Consider the following 20,250-nt stretch of genomic DNA (forward strand, 5'->3'; position numbering starts at 1 on the left):
CGGTGAACAAGAAGCTTGTGGCCGCGCTGTCCGGCGGTGCGGTGCTGCTCATGGCGCTGTCCGGCTGCAGTGGTGATGACAGCGACAAAAAGGTGAACGACTGGGCCAAGAAGGTCTGTGACCAGGTTCAGCCCCAGCTGACGAAGATCGCGGACGCCAACACCTCCATCCAGCAGGCGACCTCCGACAGCAGCAAGCCCGCTGATGTCCAGAAGGCCGACTCGGCCGCCTTCCAGTCCATCTCCGACGCCTACAAGGCGCTGGGCTCCGCCGTGGACGGCGCGGGCGCACCGCCCGTCGCGGACGGCGAGAAGACCCAGAAGGAGGCCGTCAAGGAGCTCAACGCCACCTCGACGGCGTACACGGGCCTCAAGACGAAGGTCGACGCGCTCGACACCAAGGACCAGGCGGACTTCGCCGACGGCCTCAAGGGCGTCGCGGACGAGCTGGACAAGCTCGGCAAGAACGGTGACCAGGCGCTTCAGAAGCTCCAGTCCGGCGACGTCGGCAAGGGGATGGCGAAGCAGGCCGGCTGCCAGAAGCCGCCGTCGACAGCCGGTGGGTCCGGCTCCCCGGCGGCCGGGTCGTAACCCCACGGCATCCGCTCCCGGACGCCCTCAGGTGATTCTTGCCGCTCCGGAACGCGGTCGCCCGCGGCCCGCGGCCCGGTCCCCCCGAACGGAGGGGCCGGGCCGCGGGCCGTTGTCAGTGGCAGCCGCCACAATGAGTGGGTGAGTACGACCAGCCTTCCCGCGCCCGACCACTCGCCCCGACTCCGTGCGGCTCTGCTCGCCGCCGACTTCACCGCCGACGGCCTGCTCGACCTGCTCGGCGCACCCGCCTACGCCGCGCTGGCCCGCAGCGAGACCGTGCCCGCGCTGCGCGCCACCCCCGGCGACACCCCGCTCGAAACGCTCGTACGGCTCTTCCTGCTCCAGCGGCCGGTCCCCCGGGAGCGCGCGGTGGCCGCGCTGCCGCTGGACGAGGCGCTGGCCGACGGCTGGGTCGTGCAGGACGAGGACGACATCCACGCGACGGTGGACGTACGGCCGTACAGCGGGCCCGCGGGGCAGGACTGGTTCATCGTCTCCGACCTGGGCTGCGCGGTCGGCGGTGCCTCGGGTGCGGGCGGCCATGACGAGGGGGTGGTGCTCGGCGTCGGCGGCGCCTCGACGACCCTGGCCGGGATCACCGTACGTACCCCGGTCGGGAGCGCGCTCGATCTCGGCACCGGCTCCGGTATCCAGGCGCTGCACGCCGCCCAGCACGCCACCCGCGTCACGGCCACCGACCTCAACCCGCGGGCGCTCGGCTTCACGCGGCTGACCCTGGCCCTCTCCGGTGCCCCCGCCGCCGAGCTGCGCGAGGGCTCGCTCTTCGAGCCGGTCGCGGACGAGACGTACGACCTGATCGTCTCGAACCCGCCGTTCGTCATCTCGCCGGGAGCCCGGCTCACCTACCGCGACGGCGGGATGGGCGGGGACGATCTGTGCCGCACGCTCGTCCAGCAGGCGGGCCAGCGGCTGAACGACGGCGGGTTCGCCCACTTCCTCGCCAACTGGCAGCACGTGGAGGGGGAGGAGTGGCAGCAGCGGCTGCGCTCGTGGGTGCCGCTGGGCTGCGACGCCTGGATCGTGCAGCGCGAGGTCCAGGACGTGACGCAGTACGCCGAGCTGTGGCTGCGCGACAGCGGCGACCACAGGACCGACCCGGAGGCCTACACGGCGCGGTACGAAGCGTGGCTGGACGAGTTCGAGGCCCGTAAGACCAAGGCCGTCGGCTTCGGCTGGATCACGCTCAGGAAGACGGGCGCCGGGGAGCCGTCGATCGTCGTGGAGGAGTGGCCGCATCCGGTGGAGCAGCCGCTCGGCGAGACCGTACGGGCCCACTTCGAGCGCCAGGACTTTCTGCGGACGCACGACGACGCGGCGCTCCTCGCGGGCCATTTCGTGCTGGCGCCGGAGGTGGTTCAGGAGCAGGTGGGGCTGCCGGGTGCCGAGGACCCGGAGCATGTGGTGCTCCGTCAGCACCGCGGTATGCGCAGGGCCACGAAGGTCGACGCGGTCGGGGCCGGCTTCGCGGGGGTCTGTGACGGGACCCTGAGCGCGGGACGGATCCTGGACGCGATCGGCCAGTTGATGGGGGAGGACCCGGTGCTGCTCCGGGACCGTACCCCGCAGGCGATCCGGCTGCTGGTGGAGGAGGGATTCCTGGAACCGGCGCCCGCAGAGCGTTGACGGCGAGGGCGCGGTGACGGCGCGGAGACGGCGGGCGTGCGCGTGGAGCGTCTGCCCCCTCGGCCGCCGGATGCCGGCTTCCGGCCGCCGGGCCCCGGGCTCGGCGTGCGGGTGAAAGCGCGCGCGGCGTTCACCCGGAATTCGCGCCGGTGACGTCCCGGGGTGCCAGCCTCTGCCCCCTGAGACCTCGGCGCCCTGGAGCGGGCGCCCATGGAATGAGCGGGGTACGGACATGGAGAGTGGGCCGGCGATCTTCGCGGGGACGGCGTTCACGCTGTTCGGCGGCGCGCTGCTGCTATGGACGGGGGCGCGCGTTCTGCACCGCGCGCCGGTGGCCCACGGCGTGCGGCCCGCGGCGTCCATCACGCTCGCGACACTCTCGGGCGTGGTCTTTCTCGCTCTCGGCGTGTGGTGCTTCGGTCGTATCTGAGGGCTTCCGACGTATCCGGACCCGGTTTCCGGAAGCCTGACCGGAACCTCCGGTCATGATCGATCCGGGCCCGTGCGGGGCTCCGGCAGGCCGTCGGACCTGCACCGGACGCGGCGGGGGGCCTTGATCCGGAACCGTCACCCCGTACCCCGGCGGAACCATCACCTCCGCGTTCCGACGCGACGAGCCCGGGGGTCCGGGCGGCAGGAATGACTGGAGTCGGGTTACCGTTCGAGTGGCCGTTGCGGGCTTTCGCCGTTTGACACGGGGGCGGGTTGTACCGTCACACTCCGCAGCGAAGCAGCGTCACCGCTGGGCCGTACCGGGCCCCGCCAAGGCGTACTGCCGTACTGCCGTACGGGCCCACCGAGCGTCGACCGGAGAGAAGAGCGAAGTTGTCCCCGACCAGCGAGACCGCACACGGCGGCCGCCGACTCGTCATCGTCGAGTCGCCTGCCAAGGCGAAGACGATCAAGGGCTACCTCGGCCCTGGCTATGTCGTCGAGGCGAGCGTCGGGCACATCCGCGACCTCCCGAACGGCGCCGCCGAGGTGCCCGAGAAGTACACCGGCGAGGTGCGCCGGCTCGGCGTGGACGTCGAGCACGACTTCCAGCCGATCTACGTCGTCAACGCCGATAAGAGGGCCCAGGTCAGAAAGCTCAAGGAGCTGCTGGCCGAATCCGACGAGCTCTACCTCGCCACCGATGAGGACCGCGAGGGCGAGGCCATCGCGTGGCACCTCCAGGAAGTCCTGAAGCCCAAGGTCCCGGTCCACCGGATGGTCTTCCACGAGATCACCAAGGACGCGATCCGGGCCGCCGTCGCCAATCCGCGCGAGCTGAACACGCGCATGGTCGACGCCCAGGAGACCCGCCGTATCCTCGACCGGCTCTATGGCTACGAGGTCTCGCCGGTCCTGTGGAAGAAGGTCATGCGCGGCCTCTCCGCGGGCCGTGTCCAGTCCGTCGCCACCCGCCTCGTCGTCGAGCGTGAGCGCGAGCGCATCGCCTTCCGCTCCGCCGAGTACTGGGACCTGACCGGCACGTTCTCCACCGGCCGCGCCGGAGACGCCTCCGACCCGTCCTCGCTGGTCGCCCGGCTGAACTCGGTCGACGGCCGGCGGGTCGCCCAGGGCCGTGACTTCGGCCCGGACGGCCGGCTCAAGTCCGACCAGGTGCTGCATCTGGACGAGGTCAACGCACGGGCGCTCGCCGTCGCCCTGGAGAACGCCTCCTTCTCCGTACGCTCGGTCGAGTCCAAGCCGTACCGCCGCTCCCCGTACGCCCCCTTCCGTACGACGACCCTCCAGCAGGAGGCCTCGCGCAAGCTGGGCTTCGGGGCGAAGTCCACGATGCAGGTGGCGCAGAAGCTGTATGAGAACGGCTTCATCACCTATATGCGTACGGACTCGACGACCCTCTCGGACACCGCCGTCTCGGCGGCCCGTGCGCAGGTCACGCAGTTGTACGGGGCGAGCTATCTGCCGGACAAGCCGCGGACGTACGCGGGCAAGGTCAAGAACGCGCAGGAGGCGCACGAGGCGATCCGTCCCTCGGGCGACCGGTTCCGTACGCCCGCGGAGACGGGACTGACCGGTGACCAGTTCAAGCTCTACGAGCTGATCTGGAAGCGGACCGTCGCCTCCCAGATGAAGGACGCGGTCGGCAACAGCGTCACCGTCAAGATCGGCGGCAGGTCGAGCGACGGCCGGGACGCGGAGTTCTCCGCCTCCGGCAAGACGATCACGTTCCACGGCTTCATGAAGGCGTACGTCGAGGGCGCGGACGACCCGAACGCGGAGCTGGACGACCGCGAGCGCAGGCTGCCGCAGGTCGCGGAGGGCGACGCGCTCTCCGCCGAGGAGCTCTCGGTGGACGGCCACGCGACGAAGCCGCCGGCCCGGTACACCGAAGCCTCGCTGGTCAAGGAGCTGGAAGAGCGCGAGATCGGCCGTCCGTCGACGTACGCCTCGATCATCGGCACCATCCTCGACCGCGGCTATGTGTTCAAGAAGGGCACGGCGCTCGTCCCGTCCTTCCTCTCCTTCGCCGTGGTCAACCTGCTGGAGACGCACTTCGGCCGGCTGGTCGACTACGACTTCACGGCCAAGATGGAGGACGACCTCGACCGCATCGCGCAGGGCGAGGCGCAGGCCGTGCCGTGGCTGCGGCGCTTCTACTTCGGTGAGGGCGACGACCACAGCGCGGGGGTCGCGTCGGGCGCCGGGAACGGCGACGGCGACCACCTCGGCGGCCTCAAGGAGCTGGTCACGGACCTCGGCGCGATCGACGCCCGGGAGATCTCCTCGTTCCCCGTCGGCGACGGGATCATGCTGCGCGTCGGGCGGTACGGCCCGTATGTCGAGCGTGGCGACAAGGACGAGGAGGGCCACCAGCGCGCCGATGTGCCCGAGGACCTGGCGCCCGACGAGCTGACGGTCGAGTACGCCGAGGAGCTGCTGGCCAAGCCGAGCGGCGACTTCGAGCTGGGCGCGGACCCGGAGACCGGCCACCAGATCGTGGCGAAGGACGGGCGTTACGGGCCGTACGTCACCGAGATCCTGCCGGACGGCACCCCGAAGACCGGCAAGAACGCGGTCAAGCCGCGTACCGCCTCGCTCTTCAAGTCCATGTCCCTGGACACGGTCACGCTCGCCGACGCCCTCAAGCTGATGTCGCTGCCGCGGGTGGTCGGCACGGACGCCGAGGGTGTCGAGATCACCGCGCAGAACGGCCGGTACGGCCCGTATCTGAAGAAGGGCACGGACTCGCGTTCGCTGGAGAACGAGGACCAGCTCTTCAACATCACGCTGGAAGAGGCGCTGGCGATCTACGCCCAGCCCAAGCAGCGGGGCAGGGCCGCGGCCAAGCCGCCGCTGAAGGAGCTGGGTACGGACCCGGTGAGCGAGCGGCCGGTCGTGGTGAAGGACGGGCGGTTCGGCCCGTACGTCACGGACGGCGAGACGAACGCGACGCTGCGGACCGACGACAGCGTCGAGACGATCACGCCGGAGCGGGGTTACGAGCTGCTCGCGGAGAAGCGCGCGAAGGGGCCGGCCAAGAAGACCGCGAAGAAGGCGGCGAAGAAGGCTCCGGCGAAGAAGGCACCCGCCAAGAAGGCGACGACGGCGAAGAAGGCCGCCGCGAAGACGACGACCGCCAAGACGGCGGTGAAGAAGACGACGGCCAAGAAGACGGCCGCGAAGTCGTCGGCGGCGTCGGCGAAGTCGGACGAATAGGTAGTCGGACAGGTAGTCGGACGAATCGGTGGCCGAGTCCGGGAGTCCGGGTAACTGAGTCGCGGAGGGACGGCGGGAGCGGGGCGACTTGCTCCCTCTCGCCCCCTCTGTCGCGGTCGTCCGCTCGGACGGGGCTCCAGGGTTGTCACTGGCTCCGGATAGGCTGGGCGGATGACGCGAGCCGAGCAGCCAACGGTCGTGAGCCCCACCTCCGACTCCGACGCACTTGCCGCAGACTCACGAGAGCGCGCCGTACGATCTCTGTTGCGCCTTCCACCGCTGCGGCGGCTTTGGGGTGCCCAGTTCGTCGGCGGGATCGGCGACGTACTCGCCGTACTCGTGCTTCTGCTGCTGTCGTTGCAGGCGGCGATCGCCGAGGGCTCGTTCGGTGCTGGATACCGGGGTGTGGCGTTCGCCGTCGCCGCCGTGTTCGGGGCCCGGGTTCTGGCCACGCTGCTGTTCGGGGCGGTGCTTCTCGGGCCGCTGACGGCGCTGATCGCGCCCAGTGGCGGGTCCGGGGCCAAGGCCGAGAGGACGGCTGACGCGGCTGGAACGGCTGAGACGCCCGAGGTGTCCGGGGTGGCTGAGGCGTCCGGGGCCACGGCGGTCAAGACGAAGAAGAAGGCGGCCAAGCCCGCGCGGGACGGCGGCCCGCTGGACCGTCGCTGGACGATGATCGTCGCGGACGTACTGCGCCTCGCGCTCCTCATCGTCGCGCCGCTGTGGCTCGACTGGACCCCCGACCGCGCCCTGCCGATCCTCCTCAGCACGGTCTTCGTCGCCGGCGTCGCCGAGCGTTTCTGGACGGTCGCCAAGGAGAGCGCGGCTCCCGCCCTGCTGCCGGCTCCGCCGCTGGAGGGCGCCGCGGTACGCCCGCTGCCCGACCACCTCGACGCGCTGCGCCGGCTCTCCCTCCGTACGTCTTTCGCCGCCGTACCCGTCGCCGCCGCGGTCCTGCTCGTCGCCACGCTGATCGGCAATTTGCTGGGCACGGGCATCGAGTGGTTCTCGCTGCATCAGGCGGCCCTCGGGTCGTATGTCGCGGCCGGGCTGTTCGCCGCGTCGGTGTCGACCCTCTACTTCCTCGAACTGCCCGACGGCCATACGCCCCGCCCGCGTTCCCCGCTCGAAGGGCTGCGCCGGTCCGTGGGCGGCGCGAGCGGCAAGGGATCCGGCGGCAGCGGCGGCGGCCAGGACAAGGGGCGTACGGGCGCGGTACCGCTGTTCGTCCTCGCGTGCGGCACGCTCGCCGGCGCTGTCGCCGCCGCCGTGGGCGTCTCCGTACTCCAGGCCAAGGACCTCGGGGGCGGTCCTGTCGCCTTCGCCCTCCTCGTCCTCGCCCTGACCGGCGGTACGGGACTGGGCATCCGCGGCGCCGCGAAGGTGCTGCCCGCGCTGTCCCGCCGGCGGCTGTTCGCGCTGGCGCTCGCGGTCACCGGTATAGCGCTGCTCGTCATGGGCCTCGTGCCGGACATGGCGACCGTGCTGTTCCTGGCGCTGCTCGCGGGCTTCACGGCCGGTGTCGCGGCGAATACTGGACACACCCTTATCGACCTGGAGACGGAGGAGTACCGTCGTGGTCGGGTCACCGAACATCTACAGGCTGTAGTCAGGGTCTTTGTCGGCCTCGGCGTGGTCATCGCCCCCCTCGTCGCGGCGGCCATCGGCCCGCACCGCCTCGCCAGTGGCACCTTCGTCTTCGCGCACGACGGAGCGGCCTTCACGCTGATACTGGTCGGCGCGCTGCTGCTGCCCGTAGCGGCCGTCGTCCTCGCCAAGACGGACGACCGGTCCGGTGTGCCGCTGCGCCGCGATCTGCGCGACGCGCTGCGCGGCGGAGCCGACCCGGCGCAGGCCCCGGCCGCGACCGGCTTCTTCCTCGCCATAGAAGGCGGCGACGGCGCCGGAAAGTCGACCCAGGTCGAGGCGCTCGCCGACTGGATCCGGGCCAAGGGCCATGAAGTGGTGGTCACGCGCGAGCCGGGCGCCACCCCGGTGGGCAAGCGGCTGCGCTCGATCCTGCTGGATGTGTCGAGTGCGGGTCTGTCGAACCGCACCGAGGCCCTGCTGTACGCGGCCGACCGCGCCGAGCATGTCGATTCGGTCGTCCGTCCGGCGCTGGAGCGCGGCGCGATCGTCATCTCCGACCGCTACATCGACTCGTCCGTGGCCTACCAGGGCGCGGGCCGTGATCTTTCGCCGACCGAGATCGCCCGTATCTCGCGCTGGGCGACGGGCGGGCTCGTACCGCATCTGACGGTGCTGCTCGACGTCTCCCCGGAGACGGCGCGCGAGCGCTTCACGGAGGCGCCGGACCGGCTGGAGTCCGAGCCCGCGGAGTTCCACCAGCGGGTACGGACCGGCTTCCTCACCCTCGCCGCCGCCGATCCCACCCGCTATCTGGTGGTGGACGCGGGCCAGGAGCCGGAGTCGGTCACGACGGTCGTACGGCACCGGCTCGACCAGATGCTGCCGCTCTCCGAGGCCGAGGTGAAGGCCCAGGAGGAGGCGCGGAAGGCGGCCATCGAGGAAGCCCGCCGCAGGGCGGAGGAAGAGGCCGCGCGCAAGGCGGAGGAGGAGCGGCGGGAGCGCGAGCGACAGGCGCAGCTCGCCAAGCTCCGTGCCGAGGAGGAGGAGCGCAAGCGCCGCGAGCTGGAGGAGGCGCGGCAGCGCGAGGCCGAGCGGCAGGCGGAGGAGGCCAGGCAGCGCGCCGAGGAGGCGCGCAAGAAGGCCGAGGAGGAGCGGCTGCGGCGCGAGGCCGAGGAGCGGGCGTACGAGGCGGAGCAGGCGCGCCTCAGGCGGCAGGCTCAGGAAGAGGCCAGGCTCCGGGCGGAGGCCGAGGAGCGCCGCCGCGAGAAGCAGCGCAAGGCGGAGGAGGCACTGCTCCGCGCCGAAGAGGCGCGGCGGCTCGCGGAGCAGTCGGCGGCCGAGGCGGCTTCGGCCCCGGCTCCGGAGGTCTCTCCGAACGAGATCACGGTCCCGACGCCTTTCGTCAAGAAGCCGGCGGTCACGCCGGACGAGGTGACGCAGGAGGTCCCGGCGGTACGTCCGCCGGATCCGGACGAGACGACGGTCATTCCGCAGGTGCCGGATCCGGATCGGCCTGCTGAGCGGGACGAGCGTTCGGATCGTACGGACCGAGCTGGACGTACGGACCGAGCTGGACGTACGGACCGGGCGGATCGTACGGACCGGGCGGCCGACGAGACGTCGGTGCTCCCGCCGGTGCGGGACGACGGGCACGGCGGCGCGCGGGGTGACGCGCGGGGTGACGTACGGGGTACGGGTGACTCAGGGGGCAGCCGGGACGCCCGCGCGGCCGACGAGACCGCCGTACTCCCGCCCGTACGGAACGCCGATCCGGCCGACCGGGTGCCGCGGGGCTTCTTCCGGGACGACGCGCGGCCGTCGCCCGCCGAGGGCGGCAACGAGCGCACGCGCGAGCTGCCGCAGGTCAACCCGGAGGCGTCTCGGGAGGGTGGTCAGGAACGTACGCCCGAGCGCCCGCGCCGCCGCTCCGACTGGGCGGAGGAGACTCCGCTGGACGACCTTCCGACTCTGGCGGACGAACTGCTCGGCCCGCATGACGACGGTGGCGACCACGATGGCAGGCGCCGCCGCTAGGCCAGACAGGGCCTGGGCCCCGTCCGGCCGGACTGACCGGACTGTCAGACCCCGGCCCCACAATGGGATCCGGGCTGCGGGATCCGGGCTGCGGGATCCGGGGCTCACACAGGACACAGGTGGGGACCGCACATGGCATGGAGGTGGTGACGGCGCATGACCGTATGGGACGACCTGGTCGGACAGGACCGCGTTCGGGCGACGCTCGCTGCCGCCGCTCGTGACGCGGACGCGCGTGTGACGGCCGAGGCCGCGGGTACGGAGCCGCCGGAGGCGTCGAAGATGACGCACGCCTGGCTGTTCACCGGCCCGCCCGGTTCGGGCCGGTCCACCGCGGCCCGCGCCTTTGCCGCCGCCCTGCAGTGCACGAGCCCGGACCGGGCGCTCGGTGGTGAGCCGGGCTGCGGGTTCTGCGACGGCTGCCATACGAGCCTGATCGGTACGCACGCCGATGTGGACATCATCCGTACGGATCTGCTCTCGATCGGTGTCAAGGAGACCCGCGAGCTGGTCCGCCGCGCCCAGCTCTCGCCGGCCGGCGGACGCTGGCAGGTCAATGTGCTGGAGGACGCCGACCGCCTCACCGAGGGTGCGGGGAACGTGCTGCTGAAGGGGGTGGAGGAGCCGGCGCCCCGTACGGTCTGGCTGCTCTGCGCGCCCTCCCTGGAGGACGTCCTGCCCACGATCCGTTCCCGCTGCCGCCATCTCGTGCTGCGTACTCCTCCGGTAGAGGCCGTCGCCGATGTCCTGATCCGGCGCGACGGCATCGAGCCCGAGGCCGCCCGTGCCGCCGCCAACGCCACCCAGGGGCATATCGGCCGGGCCCGCCGGCTCGCCACCGACGAACGGGCGCGTGCCCGCCGCGCCACTGTTCTCAAGATGCCGCTGCGCGTGGACGACATCGGCGGCTGTCTCAGGGCGGCGCAGGAGCTGATCGACGCCGCCACGGAGGACGCCAAGCAGGTCGCCGAGGATGTCGACGTCAAAGAGACCGAGGACATGAAGGCCGCGCTCGGTGCCTCGGCGGGCGGCCGGATGCCCCGGGGCACGGCGGGCGTGATGAAGGAGCTGGCAGACCGCCAGAAGCGCAGGTCCACCCGTACGCAGCGGGACAGTCTGGATCTGGCCCTCACCGATCTGACCGGCTTCTACCGCGATGTGCTGGCCATCCAGCTGGGCTCGCGCGTGGCGCTCGCCAATGGGGACGTACGGGACGCGTTGGACCGGGTCGCCCGTGCCTCGACGCCCGAGCGGACGCTGCGCCGGATAGAGGCGATCGTCGCCTGCCGCCAGGCGCTGGACCGCAATGTGGCGCCGCTGCTGGCGGTGGAGGCGATGGCGGTCTCGCTCCGGGCGGGCTGACGGGTACGGGCGACCCGGTCCAGCGCGTCGCGTACGAGCGGGCTGGTTGCCGGGGCTGTGCGAGCGGGGCTGGTTGCCGGGCCGTACGAGCTAGCCGATTGTCCGGAAAATCACCCGTACGAGCACCGGCGGGCGGTGTACGCGATTCGGCGGCTAGGCTCCCTGAATGGACACCAGGCGCCTGTTCCGTATCACTGCTACCGCGTTCGTGGCGGCCGGTCTGCTGATCTCCGGCTGCAGCTCCGGCAGTTCCCCGTCGGAGGCATCGACTTCGGGTGCGGATGCGGGTTCGGGCGCCGGTGCGGTGTCCATTGATCCTGCCGCGCTGAAGAAGTACTACGACCAGAAGCTCAAGTGGCGCGCGTGCGGAGTCCCCGGTTTCGAGTGCGCCACGATGAAGGCCCCGCTCGACTACACGAAGCCGGACGGGACCCGGATCGACCTGGCCGTCTCCCGCAAGAAGGCCACGGGACCCGGCAAGCGCCTCGGCTCCCTCATGGTCAACCCGGGCGGCCCCGGCGGCTCGGCGATCGGCTATCTCCAGGCGTACGCGGGGATCGGCTACCCGGCGCAGGTCCGCGCCCAGTACGACATGGTGGCCATCGACCCGCGCGGCGTCGCCCGCAGCGAGCCCGTCGAATGCCTCACGGGCAAGGAGATGGACGCGTACACCCAGGTCGACCAGACGCCGGACGACCAGGCCGAGACGGCGAAGCTGGCCGCGTCCTTCAAGAAGTTCGCCCAGGGCTGCGAGAAGCGCTCCGGCGCGATCCTCCCGCATGTGTCCACGGTCGAGGCGGCTCGTGACATGGACATCTTCCGTACCGCTCTGGGCGACCAGAAGCTGTCGTACGTCGGGGCTTCGTACGGCACCTTCCTCGGCGCGACCTACGCCGAACTGTTCCCGAAGCGCACCGGCCGCCTCGTCCTCGACGGCGCGATGGACCCGTCCCTCCCGGCCCGCGAGCTGAACCGCGACCAGACGGCGGGCTTCGAGACGGCCTTCCGGTCCTTCGCCGAGGACTGCGTCAAACAGTCCGACTGCCCGCTCGGCACGAAGTCCGTGGCCGACGTCTCGAACCGTATGAAGACCTTCTTCACCACGCTGGACGCCAAGCCCGTCCCGACCGGCGAGAGCCGTCCCCTGGGCGAGTCCCTGGCCACGACCGGCGTGATCGCCGCGATGTACGACGAGTCCGGCTGGCCCCAGCTCCGCCAGGCCCTCGCCGACGCCATGAAGGGCGACGGCGCGGCCCTGCTCTCCCTGGCCGACTCGTACTACGAGCGCGACAGCGAGGGCTCGTACGCCAACCTGATGTACGCCAACTCCGCCGTGAACTGCCTGGACCTCCCGCCGGCCTTCAGCGGCCCCGAAGAGGTCACCAAGGCGCTCCCCTCCTTCGAACAGGCATCCCCGGTTTTCGGCACGGGCCTGGCCTGGGCCTCCCTGAACTGCACCTACTGGCCCACCAAGGCCACCGGCGCCCCCCACCGCATCGAGGCGAAGGGCGCGGCCCCGATCGTCGTGGTGGGCACCACCCGCGACCCGGCGACCCCGTACAAGTGGGCCCAGTCCCTGGCCGCCCAGCTCTCCTCCGGCACCCTCCTCACCTACAACGGCGACGGCCACACGGCGTACGGCCGCGGCAGCGACTGCATCGACACGGCGATCAACACCTACCTCCTGGAGGGCACACCCCCGAAGGACGGCAAGAAGTGCTCCTGACCTGCGGAAAGGCCCCCGCGGGAGGCGTGTACGGAGCACCCTCCAAAACTGTGTAGACTTGGCCGCGCTGCTGATCGCACCATGGTGCGGAAGGCGCGCCGCCTTAGCTCAGTTGGCCAGAGCAACGCACTCGTAATGCGTAGGTCTCGGGTTCGAATCCCGAAGGCGGCTCCATAGTGACCCCCAGGTCAGGCATCTGACCTGGGGTTCCTTGTTTTCGTTGACCTTGGAATCTCGGCAAATCGGGCACCGTCCGTCTGTGCATCGTAATGCGTAGGTCGGAGGTTCGGTTTCTGTGACGAGATCGACGGAGCGAGGCTCTGAACTGGTCTTTTGCTTGCTCGTAGGGGACGGACCAGGTCGGCGCAACGGGTTCCGGTGGACAGCCGGTGGACAGCCGTGCGTGAAACTCCGTCAGGGGACTATCGCCGCTCCTGGACGACGGGTAAAGTCCACCGGTCTCCGATGGGGCTATCGGCGGCGTCGGGACTGTCCGGTCCTGACAGCTTTCACGTCCAGCGGGAGGCGGGAAACGTCCCTGCGGACTTCAATCAGGGCGAAGCGGTCCCTGGTCGATCCGATCCAACTCGGCCCGAAGACGTTCGGCCTCGGATTCGGCTTTTCGCAGCCTTCGCTCCAATGCGGACCGCGAGGGTGTGGGTGTGGTGCTCGTCGCCTTCCTGGACTGTCGCTGCCGGGGGACAAGCCATCCGACGCGTTCGTAGGCCAGGATCATCCGAACTCGAGGACAGGAATAACAGAGTCGCTCAGGCTCCGGTGCCGGCCAGCCGTCCGCGAGCATCCGTCGGGTGTGCTCCCGATCCCGCTCGGTCTGCAGCTCTGGGTTCGCGCGCCAGGCGTCCTCAAACTCGGCCGACATCTGCTGGACTCGTTCCGGAGCCGCACGACGAGGCCCAGAAGCAGGCACCCAATCGAGACTCGGGGCAATGGCCTCCTCCACGTGACCGCAAGCCAGCGTCACCTCCCAGAACGCGGAGGTGTGCGGCTCGTCACGGCGGAGTACCGACCAAACCCTGGGGTCCGTGTCGTCCGATGGCTCGATCGGGTCGGCGGGAAACGTCACCTCCCTCCGGTCTCCCCACTCGGCGATCACGCGATACGGCGGCGGTGGGGAGTCGTCGTGATGACAGGTCATCTGCCCAGGCGGCAGCGGTGAGCGGTGATCTTTCCACTGCGCCTCGTGCGGTGGGGTGCCGTCTTCGCGAGTGAGGACCTCGGTGGTGCAACCGCAGTCAAGCTGAACGCGCCACCGGAAGGCGCGGGACAGATCCGGAATCAGGAAGTCCCAGAGCACCCGCGGGATGTACCCGCGCATTTTGGCGACCTCCGCCTCGCACTCCCGCAGCACCTCCTGGCGTGATCTGGCCTTGCCGGGAAGCCGCTGCATCGTGGGGGTGCTCGGCGGCGGTCGGTCTTCCAGGAGAAGATGGCGACTACTGGTTGAAGGGGCACCCATGGCCTCTCCCCGTTCCTTGCCCGGCGCTGCCGTTCATCGGCCGAGCGGACTGTGAGTTTGCAACCAGGCACGCTACAGAGCCAGCCGCACTGTCAGGGGAATGTTGCGCCGCTTCACTCGCGTGGGTGACCGTTTGCGGGCGCTGAGTTTTCAGGATCCATAAGGCTTGCTGCCAGGTGAGGGCCGGGCGGCCGGGGCTGTCCACGAACTGCACACCCCCGACCGCCGCAGTCTTCGCGGTCGTCCTCACGCGGCCGTTGCCTTGGTCTTCGCGTGGGCCTGCTGCAGCAGCTCCAGCACCCGGTCCATCACACCCTCGGAGTCCTGGGAGCGGTCGATCTCGCTGAGGACGATCCCCCAGATCTCCCGCTCGCCCGCCGCTTCCGCCTTGTAGTAGGCGTCGCGGACGCTCTCGCGGATCGGGTCCTCGGTGAAGGTGGCGTAGATGCCGAGGAACTGGCGCACCATGAGCCCGCTGGTCTGCCGCGGGTCGTAGACGATGTGGTGACCGTCGCCGTCGAGCCGGTAGGTGAAGTACTCATCCGGGCCGAGCGGGGCCTGTTCGACGCGGAGGTGCTGGTTGCCGAGCTCGTCGGGCAGCTGTCCGAAGTGGTCGCACATGCGGTCGCGGAAGGCCTCGAAGCCGGCGCGCGTGGTCAACGTCGTCATACCGTCACCTCCGCCGGCTCACTGAGGAGGTTGCGCATCGCGGTCTCGGCAGCGGCCTTCGGGGCCCCGCAGACGACGATGTGGACGATCACCTCGTCGGCGAACTTCTCCACGGCCGGGGAGCACGAGCGGAGTTCCCGCATCGTGGTGCGGAACGTCCCCACCTCGGCGATGGCGCGTTCGGTGATGGCCGCGGTCTTCATGCCGCCACCTCCGATGGGTTGAGGTACGCGGTGCGGACGTTGACGAGCTGGGCGTGGGCCTCGCGCAGGGACTCGACCCGCTTCTGCAGGCGGCCGATGACCATCTCCAGCGTGTCCGGGTCGAGGTACTCGATGTAGTGGTCGTCGATGGCCTCAATGGCTACGAACGGCAGCCGCTCCGCCGGTTGTCCCGAGAAGGGGCGGGACTCGATCTGCCAGCTGAGGAAGCGGAAGTCCTTCGGGCTGCCGGTGTCGCACAGCGGGCCGTAGAGGGGCAGCTCGCCGGCTGTGCCGGGGATGTTGCAGTAGATGTCGTGCGGGTGCTCGGGCGTGTTGCTGTCCGCCTCGTGGTCGACCGTGCAGCCGGGCATGCAGGTCGCGGTCACCTTTTCACCGGTGACGGCGCTGGTAAAGGTGAATGTGCGCCGGACAGCGGACGCTCCCACGGCGGGCTCACTGTCGGACAGGGCTGCGGGGACGGACTGGAGTCGGGCGGCCTGGCTGGCGCTCCCGAGAGGCTGGGTGGTGTGGTCCTCGGGACCGCCGTTGTTGGCGGCCGTTGGTATTTTCTTCACGCTTTGTCTCCTCCATTGCAGGAGTCGGGTTATGGCCTCACCTCCGGTGTTGAACCCACCGGCCGGGCCTCTTGCTTTGGTGATACGCGCCCTGTCGAACGGGGTCGAGAGCGCTGTCCCGTTCGAGGGGTCCGGGCCCGGAATGGGGTTATTTTGCGGTAACTGGTGCGTACAATGCGCTCTTTCGGCTGGCGGGGTGACTCCCGGGAGACCTCTCCGCCTGCCCTGGGCGGCCAGGTCGCAGGAGCGACCGGGGCCGAGGGTTCGACATCGGCCATCACCTCGACACGCTCGACCTTCAGGGGACGGCGCGCACGGCTTCATCGGCACGGGGTCGAGACCGTTGGCCTTGAAGATGCGGTTGGTCTCCGCCAGGTCCAGGGTCTACGGGGGCGCCGACATCGACACGATGAAGTCCCCACGGGTCGAGATCGTCCGGAGCACGGCGAGCTGTTGGCGGTCCAGCGCCCGGTCAGCGGCGCAGAATTCGTAGTACTGATAGTCGCTCACGAGGCGTCCACACCTTGTGGCCGGAGGGATGTTGGTGTGGCAGGTCACGGCGCCCAGCGGCGGTAGGCCGCGATCCACTGCGCGCCGTCGGGGGCCGGGACAGGCAGGGGGAGGTCGAGGATGCCGATGGCCTGCTGCCAGGGGCCACGGACGCAGCGTGCCACGATGTGGCTGCCTTCGGTGAGGTCGATGTCTTCCACCGTGACCTGCACGCCCAGGACGGTGGTGGTGAACGGCACCGCGAGATGCTCCTGCACCATGGTGAACAGCCCGGACAGCTGTTCCTCGGTGTCGTAGGCATCCACGGTGGCCTCCTCGACGAGGGCGTCGAGTTCCTGCTCGGTCCACGGCTTGCTGGGTTCCACGGACATCAGCGTAGCCAGCCCGGATACATGATGGCGGGGAAGCCCTGTGCGTGGATTGCGGAACCTCACCGGGGCGTGGGGTGGGCGGCTTGGTAGGCGTCCCAGATCGCCGCCCGCAGTTTTCCCCGGGGCGGGACGTCGATGCCCTGGCTCCGGGCCCACGAGCGGACCTGGGCGGTGGTTGGCTCCTGTGGCCCGTCCTCGGCTACGGGGGCCTCGTGGGGTGTGCCGCGTTCGCTGCCGGGATGCGGTGTCCGATCCGGTTGCGGCTCCGACCGTGGCGGAGTCGCGGTGGTGAATCCTCGGTGGTTGAGGACCCTGCGGCGTTTGTGGTGCATTCGCTCCAGTAGCGGTACCTCAGAGTCGAGGTAGTCGTGGACCTCGACGTGGCTCTTCTTTGCCTCGGTGTTGCGCATGATCCGGCCGACCTGCTGAATCACCCGGCCCTTGAACGAGATGGGGCTGGCCAGGAACAACGTGTCCAACACGGGTGCGTCCAGCCCTTCCCCGGCGACCTTGTCGATCGCCAGCAGCACCAAGGGACCGGTACGGGCGCCGGACAGCTCGCCACGGACGCGGTCCCGATCGGCCGTGGGGAGGCCGCCGTGCAGGAGCAGTGCTTCGATGCCGTGCCCTTTGAGTGCAGACGAGAGTTGGTTGACGTGCTCGATGCGATTGGTGAGGGTCAGGCTGCACCGGCCACGCCGGTAGGCGTCGGCGATGTCGGCGGCGATCTGCTGGTTGCGCGCCTGGTCGGCGGCGAGTTCGCCGTAGATGGCCTGGATGGAAGCGCCGTCGGTGCCGGGCTCTTCGGTGGTGAAGTGGCAGCGGTGCACGATGAGGTGTTTGGCGAAGCTGCTCTGGTCTTCGATCTCGTGGCGGATCGGCCCGCACTGCATGGTGATCAGGGCGTCCATCTGGTCGGCCCGGTACGGGGTGGCGGACAGGCCGATCCACCGTTCGGCTTTGACCTTGCGGATCGCGGCCTCGGCGGCCGGAGCCCCGATGGCGTGGCACTCGTCGACGATAATCAGGCCGTAGCTGTCCAGCAGCCCTGTGGCGGCCTCACGATGGGCCAAGGACTGCAGCATGATCAGGTCGACCACGCCGCGGCGGCGGTCTTTGCCCGCGCCGAGCGACCCGACTGTGTGCTCACCGAGGTCGAGGAACGTCTCCAGGCGCTCGCGCCACTGGGCCAGCAGTTCGGCCCGGTTGACGATGATCGCTGTGGGCTGGGCATGAGCCGCGATCAGGGCACAGGCCATCACGGTTTTACCCGCGCCGGGTTGGGCGACCAGGACTCCGGTGGGGTGGGCGGTCATCGCTTCGACGGCCCGGGCTTGCACGGCGGTGAGTTCGCCGGTGAACCGGGCACTGATCGGGGCCCGGTCGGGGAAGGCGCTGGTGACTTTCAAGGTGCCGCCAGCGGCGGCGACCAGGTTGGCGGCTTCGTCGCGAAGCCCCCGGGGCAGGGCGATCCACTTCGGGTCGGTGGCGTCGAAGCAGCAGATCAGGGGCGGGGTGTTGAAGGTGGAGAACCGCTGGTTCTGGCGTCGGTAGAACTCGGGGTTGTGGAAGGACGAGGCGTGCTTGAGTGCCGCGATCAGTTGTGGTGGCAGTCCGGTGGTGGAGATGCGGAGCATCGCTCCTGCCTTGGCCCTGACCGTCTTGGGGGCCTTGCCCAGCGCGCTGCGGCGCGGCCGGGCCGGCAGCACCGGCGTGGTCGGGCTGGGGCCGGCCTGTAGCGGGCCCAACGTTTCCACCAACTCCTGTACCTGCCCGGGCGTCAGGCGTTCGGTGTGCGACAGGTAAGCGAACTGGTCCTCGTACGGCGTCCAGGTGGCAGGGTCGCAGAAGAGCGTGGTGCCCGCGGTGCGGGAGACCCCGTGCAGCGGTAGCGCGATCAGATTCCCGAACCGTGCCCCGCCCTTGGAGTGTGTGGGAAGGAAGTCCTGGGCGGGGAAGAGCCGGTCGTAACTGGCCAGGGACATCCCGTCGCGAGCGTCGATCGCGCGCCGTAACAAGGCCATGCCCAGCGCGCGGGCCAGGCCGGCCGGTACCGCCGCGGTGAAGAAGATCCACACGTGTGCGCCGGACCCGGAGCGGGAGACCTCCGCCAAGGCGGGGACCCCGGCTTCCGCGCAGGCTGCCACATAGGCGGCGGCGTCGCTTTGCCAGTCCTTGTCGTCGAAGTCGCACGCCAGCAACTGGGTCGTGTCGTCGGGGAACATCGGGTACAGGCCCACATGCAGCTCCCGCTGTCCCGGCTCAGGCCGACTCAGGTGCCGGAAGATCACTTGGTCGGTGAGCGGGAAGAACACTCGCTCAGCTTCCGACTTGGCCTTGTCCCAGGGGTTCTCCTCGGCCGGGCTCCATCCGGTCCGGCCGTTCTTCGCACTCACCCACCGGTTCGCGTACACATCCGCACGGCCGACAAACAGTGCGCGAAACAGGGCGACCTTGGCCTGCGGGGCGGAGACCGCGTCCGCATAGGGCAGGCCGCTGCCGCAAGGCATTCCGGGCAACGTGGGCGGCATCGGCCTTTCCACCGGCTCAGGCCGCTCGGGCACGGTGTCGGGTGTCGACATTCCGAGGCGTTCCCGGAGCCGCCGATTCTCCTCCGTCAGCTCGGCGATCTGCTCGAGCGCGACATCGAGCCGGATCCGCAACTCGGCGGGGTCGTCCCACCCGTCCCAGTCATCCACGGGTCAATGATTCAAAAATCTTGACCGGACCGCAGCCGATCAGGACATTTCCGTCCTCGTGTCCCTCGCCCTCCTGGTCCGGGTGGGCACTGGAGGCATCGACCGATGAGGGCTGCACCAGGTGGGCACCAGCGGGCACGATCCACGGGCGCGAGCGTGCCGTGCTGGGTGCGGAACGTCTCGCGCTGCAAGCCCCGCTCGCAGTCCTCGACTTCGAACCGAGCCTGTTCTGTCTCTCCGCAGGACCTGCGACCAGTGAGGTGCGCCGATCGACAGGTCCATCTCGAACGGCAGGTGGGACGCGACCTACCGCTTCCCGAATTATCTGCCTGGGGGAGGCGACGGGGCACAATAGGGTGATGCAGGACGATGAACTCCTCGGCCGGGTACGGGAGATGCGCGCGCGTGGCAGCGGTCCGAAGCAGATCGCCAAGGTGCTGGGGTTGCGCCCGGCGCAGGCCACCGCGCTGGTTCGGCGGGTTGCGGAGGCCCAGCAGGCAGGCATCGAGCCTGCCGAGCGTGCGGTGGTGGCCTGCTTCGTCAACGCGGGCTGGAGCGTGGGGCTCGGCATGGACGCTGCTCCCGATTGGGCGGCGTCCGATCCCCTCCACGACCGGGAGGATCTTGGTACGGGCGGGTTCGCACAGGTACTGCTGGCTCGGCAGGAGCGCGCCAGCCGGGTGACGGTGTGCGGGATCCTGGTGGATGTGTACTGCCTGGGCGTCAAGAACGTCACTGGCCCGGAGGTGATGGGGGCCGGATCGCTTCAGGCGTACGCCCGCTCCTACTACTCCGCCTTCGACCACCCGCCGCTGAGCATCGGCGTGGAGCAGGCCCAGGCGATCGTCCACGGCGCGATCGCCTACGCGCGCGCCCTGGGCTTCGAGCCCGCCACAGGATTCGATGCGGCCGCCGGGCACCTGGGCCCCGCGCCGGCCGACCTGCCCGAGATCCGCTACGGCCAGGACGGCAAACCGCTCTACATCTCCGGCCCCCACGACGACCCCCGCGCCATCGTGCGGCAGCTTGAGCGGACCTGCGGCGCGGACAACTACCACTACATCGCCCACCTGTAGCACAGGTATTGAAGAGGCATCAGCTGTGACAACCGAGCAGGCGCCGCGCAGC

Annotated in this window: 15 protein-coding genes and 1 tRNA gene; 9 read left to right on the forward strand and 7 right to left on the reverse strand. The window is 70.0% G+C overall.

Going from position 1 to position 20,250, the window contains the following annotated elements:
* Positions 1–2 precede the first annotated feature (2 nt).
* The 8 genes from IF11_RS0121370 to IF11_RS0121405 all read left to right on the forward strand — a co-directional run bounded on the left by IF11_RS0121370 (position 3) and on the right by IF11_RS0121405 (position 12,792).
* Positions 3–590, forward strand: coding sequence for a hypothetical protein (locus IF11_RS0121370; protein WP_030353276.1), 588 nt, complete (start codon positions 3–5; stop codon positions 588–590).
* Positions 591–731: 141 nt separating this feature from the next.
* Entirely contained in the window at positions 732–2,237 is a 1,506-nt protein-coding gene (locus IF11_RS0121375) for a DUF7059 domain-containing protein (protein ID WP_030353277.1), read from the forward strand.
* Positions 2,238–2,469: 232 nt separating this feature from the next.
* Positions 2,470–2,667, forward strand: a complete 198-nt coding sequence (locus tag IF11_RS0121380) for a hypothetical protein (protein ID WP_030353278.1) — start codon at positions 2,470–2,472, stop codon at positions 2,665–2,667.
* A gap of 395 nt (positions 2,668–3,062) precedes the next feature.
* A complete protein-coding gene (gene topA / locus IF11_RS0121385; protein ID WP_030353279.1) occupies positions 3,063–5,906 on the forward strand; it encodes a type I DNA topoisomerase in 2,844 nt (947 codons plus the stop codon).
* 171 nt (positions 5,907–6,077) lie between these two features.
* Entirely contained in the window at positions 6,078–9,530 is a 3,453-nt protein-coding gene (tmk, locus tag IF11_RS0121390) for a dTMP kinase (RefSeq protein ID WP_037728216.1), read from the forward strand.
* Positions 9,531–9,686: 156 nt separating this feature from the next.
* Positions 9,687–10,892, forward strand: a complete 1,206-nt coding sequence (locus tag IF11_RS0121395) for a DNA polymerase III subunit delta' (protein WP_030353281.1) — start codon at positions 9,687–9,689, stop codon at positions 10,890–10,892.
* A gap of 166 nt (positions 10,893–11,058) precedes the next feature.
* Positions 11,059–12,618 (forward strand): alpha/beta hydrolase, encoded by a 1,560-nt coding sequence (locus IF11_RS0121400; RefSeq protein ID WP_030353282.1) that lies wholly within the window; start codon positions 11,059–11,061, stop codon positions 12,616–12,618.
* Between the two features lie 97 nt (positions 12,619–12,715).
* Positions 12,716–12,792 (forward strand) — tRNA-Thr (locus IF11_RS0121405).
* A 373-nt stretch (positions 12,793–13,165) separates the two neighbouring features.
* Here the strand turns inward: IF11_RS0121405 and IF11_RS0121410 are convergent.
* The 7 genes from IF11_RS0121410 to IF11_RS0121440 form a co-directional block, all read right to left on the reverse strand.
* The gene (locus IF11_RS0121410) at positions 13,166–14,026 is read right to left on the reverse strand and encodes a hypothetical protein (protein ID WP_030353283.1); all 861 of its coding nucleotides are present in this window, start codon (positions 14,024–14,026) and stop codon (positions 13,166–13,168) included.
* Positions 14,027–14,341: 315 nt separating this feature from the next.
* Positions 14,342–14,764, reverse strand: a complete 423-nt coding sequence (locus tag IF11_RS0121415; RefSeq protein WP_030353284.1) for a hypothetical protein — start codon at positions 14,762–14,764, stop codon at positions 14,342–14,344.
* Positions 14,761–14,967 (reverse strand): hypothetical protein, encoded by a 207-nt coding sequence (locus IF11_RS0121420; RefSeq protein WP_030353285.1) that lies wholly within the window; start codon positions 14,965–14,967, stop codon positions 14,761–14,763. The genes IF11_RS0121415 and IF11_RS0121420 overlap by 4 nt, the downstream gene beginning before the upstream one ends.
* Positions 14,964–15,542 (reverse strand): DUF6907 domain-containing protein, encoded by a 579-nt coding sequence (locus IF11_RS0121425; RefSeq protein WP_030353286.1) that lies wholly within the window; start codon positions 15,540–15,542, stop codon positions 14,964–14,966. Before IF11_RS0121425 ends, IF11_RS0121420 begins: the two co-directional genes overlap by 4 nt.
* 384 nt (positions 15,543–15,926) lie before the next feature.
* The gene (locus IF11_RS42730) at positions 15,927–16,052 is read right to left on the reverse strand and encodes a hypothetical protein (RefSeq protein ID WP_276311385.1); all 126 of its coding nucleotides are present in this window, start codon (positions 16,050–16,052) and stop codon (positions 15,927–15,929) included.
* A gap of 44 nt (positions 16,053–16,096) precedes the next feature.
* Positions 16,097–16,417, reverse strand: coding sequence for a hypothetical protein (locus tag IF11_RS0121435; RefSeq protein WP_030353287.1), 321 nt, complete (start codon positions 16,415–16,417; stop codon positions 16,097–16,099).
* A 65-nt stretch (positions 16,418–16,482) separates the two neighbouring features.
* Positions 16,483–19,122, reverse strand: coding sequence for a TOTE conflict system archaeo-eukaryotic primase domain-containing protein (locus IF11_RS0121440; protein ID WP_051746109.1), 2,640 nt, complete (start codon positions 19,120–19,122; stop codon positions 16,483–16,485).
* Between the two features lie 359 nt (positions 19,123–19,481).
* Here IF11_RS0121440 and IF11_RS41625 point away from each other — a divergent pair, with 359 nt between their 5' ends.
* A complete protein-coding gene (locus IF11_RS41625) occupies positions 19,482–20,198 on the forward strand; it encodes a hypothetical protein (protein ID WP_030353289.1) in 717 nt (238 codons plus the stop codon).
* Positions 20,199–20,250 lie beyond the last annotated feature (52 nt).

The sequence above is a fragment of the Streptomyces scopuliridis RB72 genome (assembly GCF_000718095.1).
Taxonomy (GTDB): domain Bacteria; phylum Actinomycetota; class Actinomycetes; order Streptomycetales; family Streptomycetaceae; genus Streptomyces; species Streptomyces scopuliridis.

Coding starts and splice junctions, on each gene's coding strand:
- IF11_RS0121380 (WP_030353278.1), top strand. CDS start 2,470: ATGGAGAGTGGGCCGGCGATCTTCGCGGGGACGGCGTTCACGCTGTTC.
- tmk (WP_037728216.1), top strand. CDS start 6,078: ATGACGCGAGCCGAGCAGCCAACGGTCGTGAGCCCCACCTCCGACTCC.
- IF11_RS0121395 (WP_030353281.1), top strand. CDS start 9,687: ATGACCGTATGGGACGACCTGGTCGGACAGGACCGCGTTCGGGCGACG.
- IF11_RS0121400 (WP_030353282.1), top strand. CDS start 11,059: ATGGACACCAGGCGCCTGTTCCGTATCACTGCTACCGCGTTCGTGGCG.
- IF11_RS0121410 (WP_030353283.1), bottom strand. CDS start 14,026: ATGCAGCGGCTTCCCGGCAAGGCCAGATCACGCCAGGAGGTGCTGCGG.
- IF11_RS0121415 (WP_030353284.1), bottom strand. CDS start 14,764: ATGACGACGTTGACCACGCGCGCCGGCTTCGAGGCCTTCCGCGACCGC.
- IF11_RS0121420 (WP_030353285.1), bottom strand. CDS start 14,967: ATGAAGACCGCGGCCATCACCGAACGCGCCATCGCCGAGGTGGGGACG.
- IF11_RS41625 (WP_030353289.1), top strand. CDS start 19,482: ATGCAGGACGATGAACTCCTCGGCCGGGTACGGGAGATGCGCGCGCGT.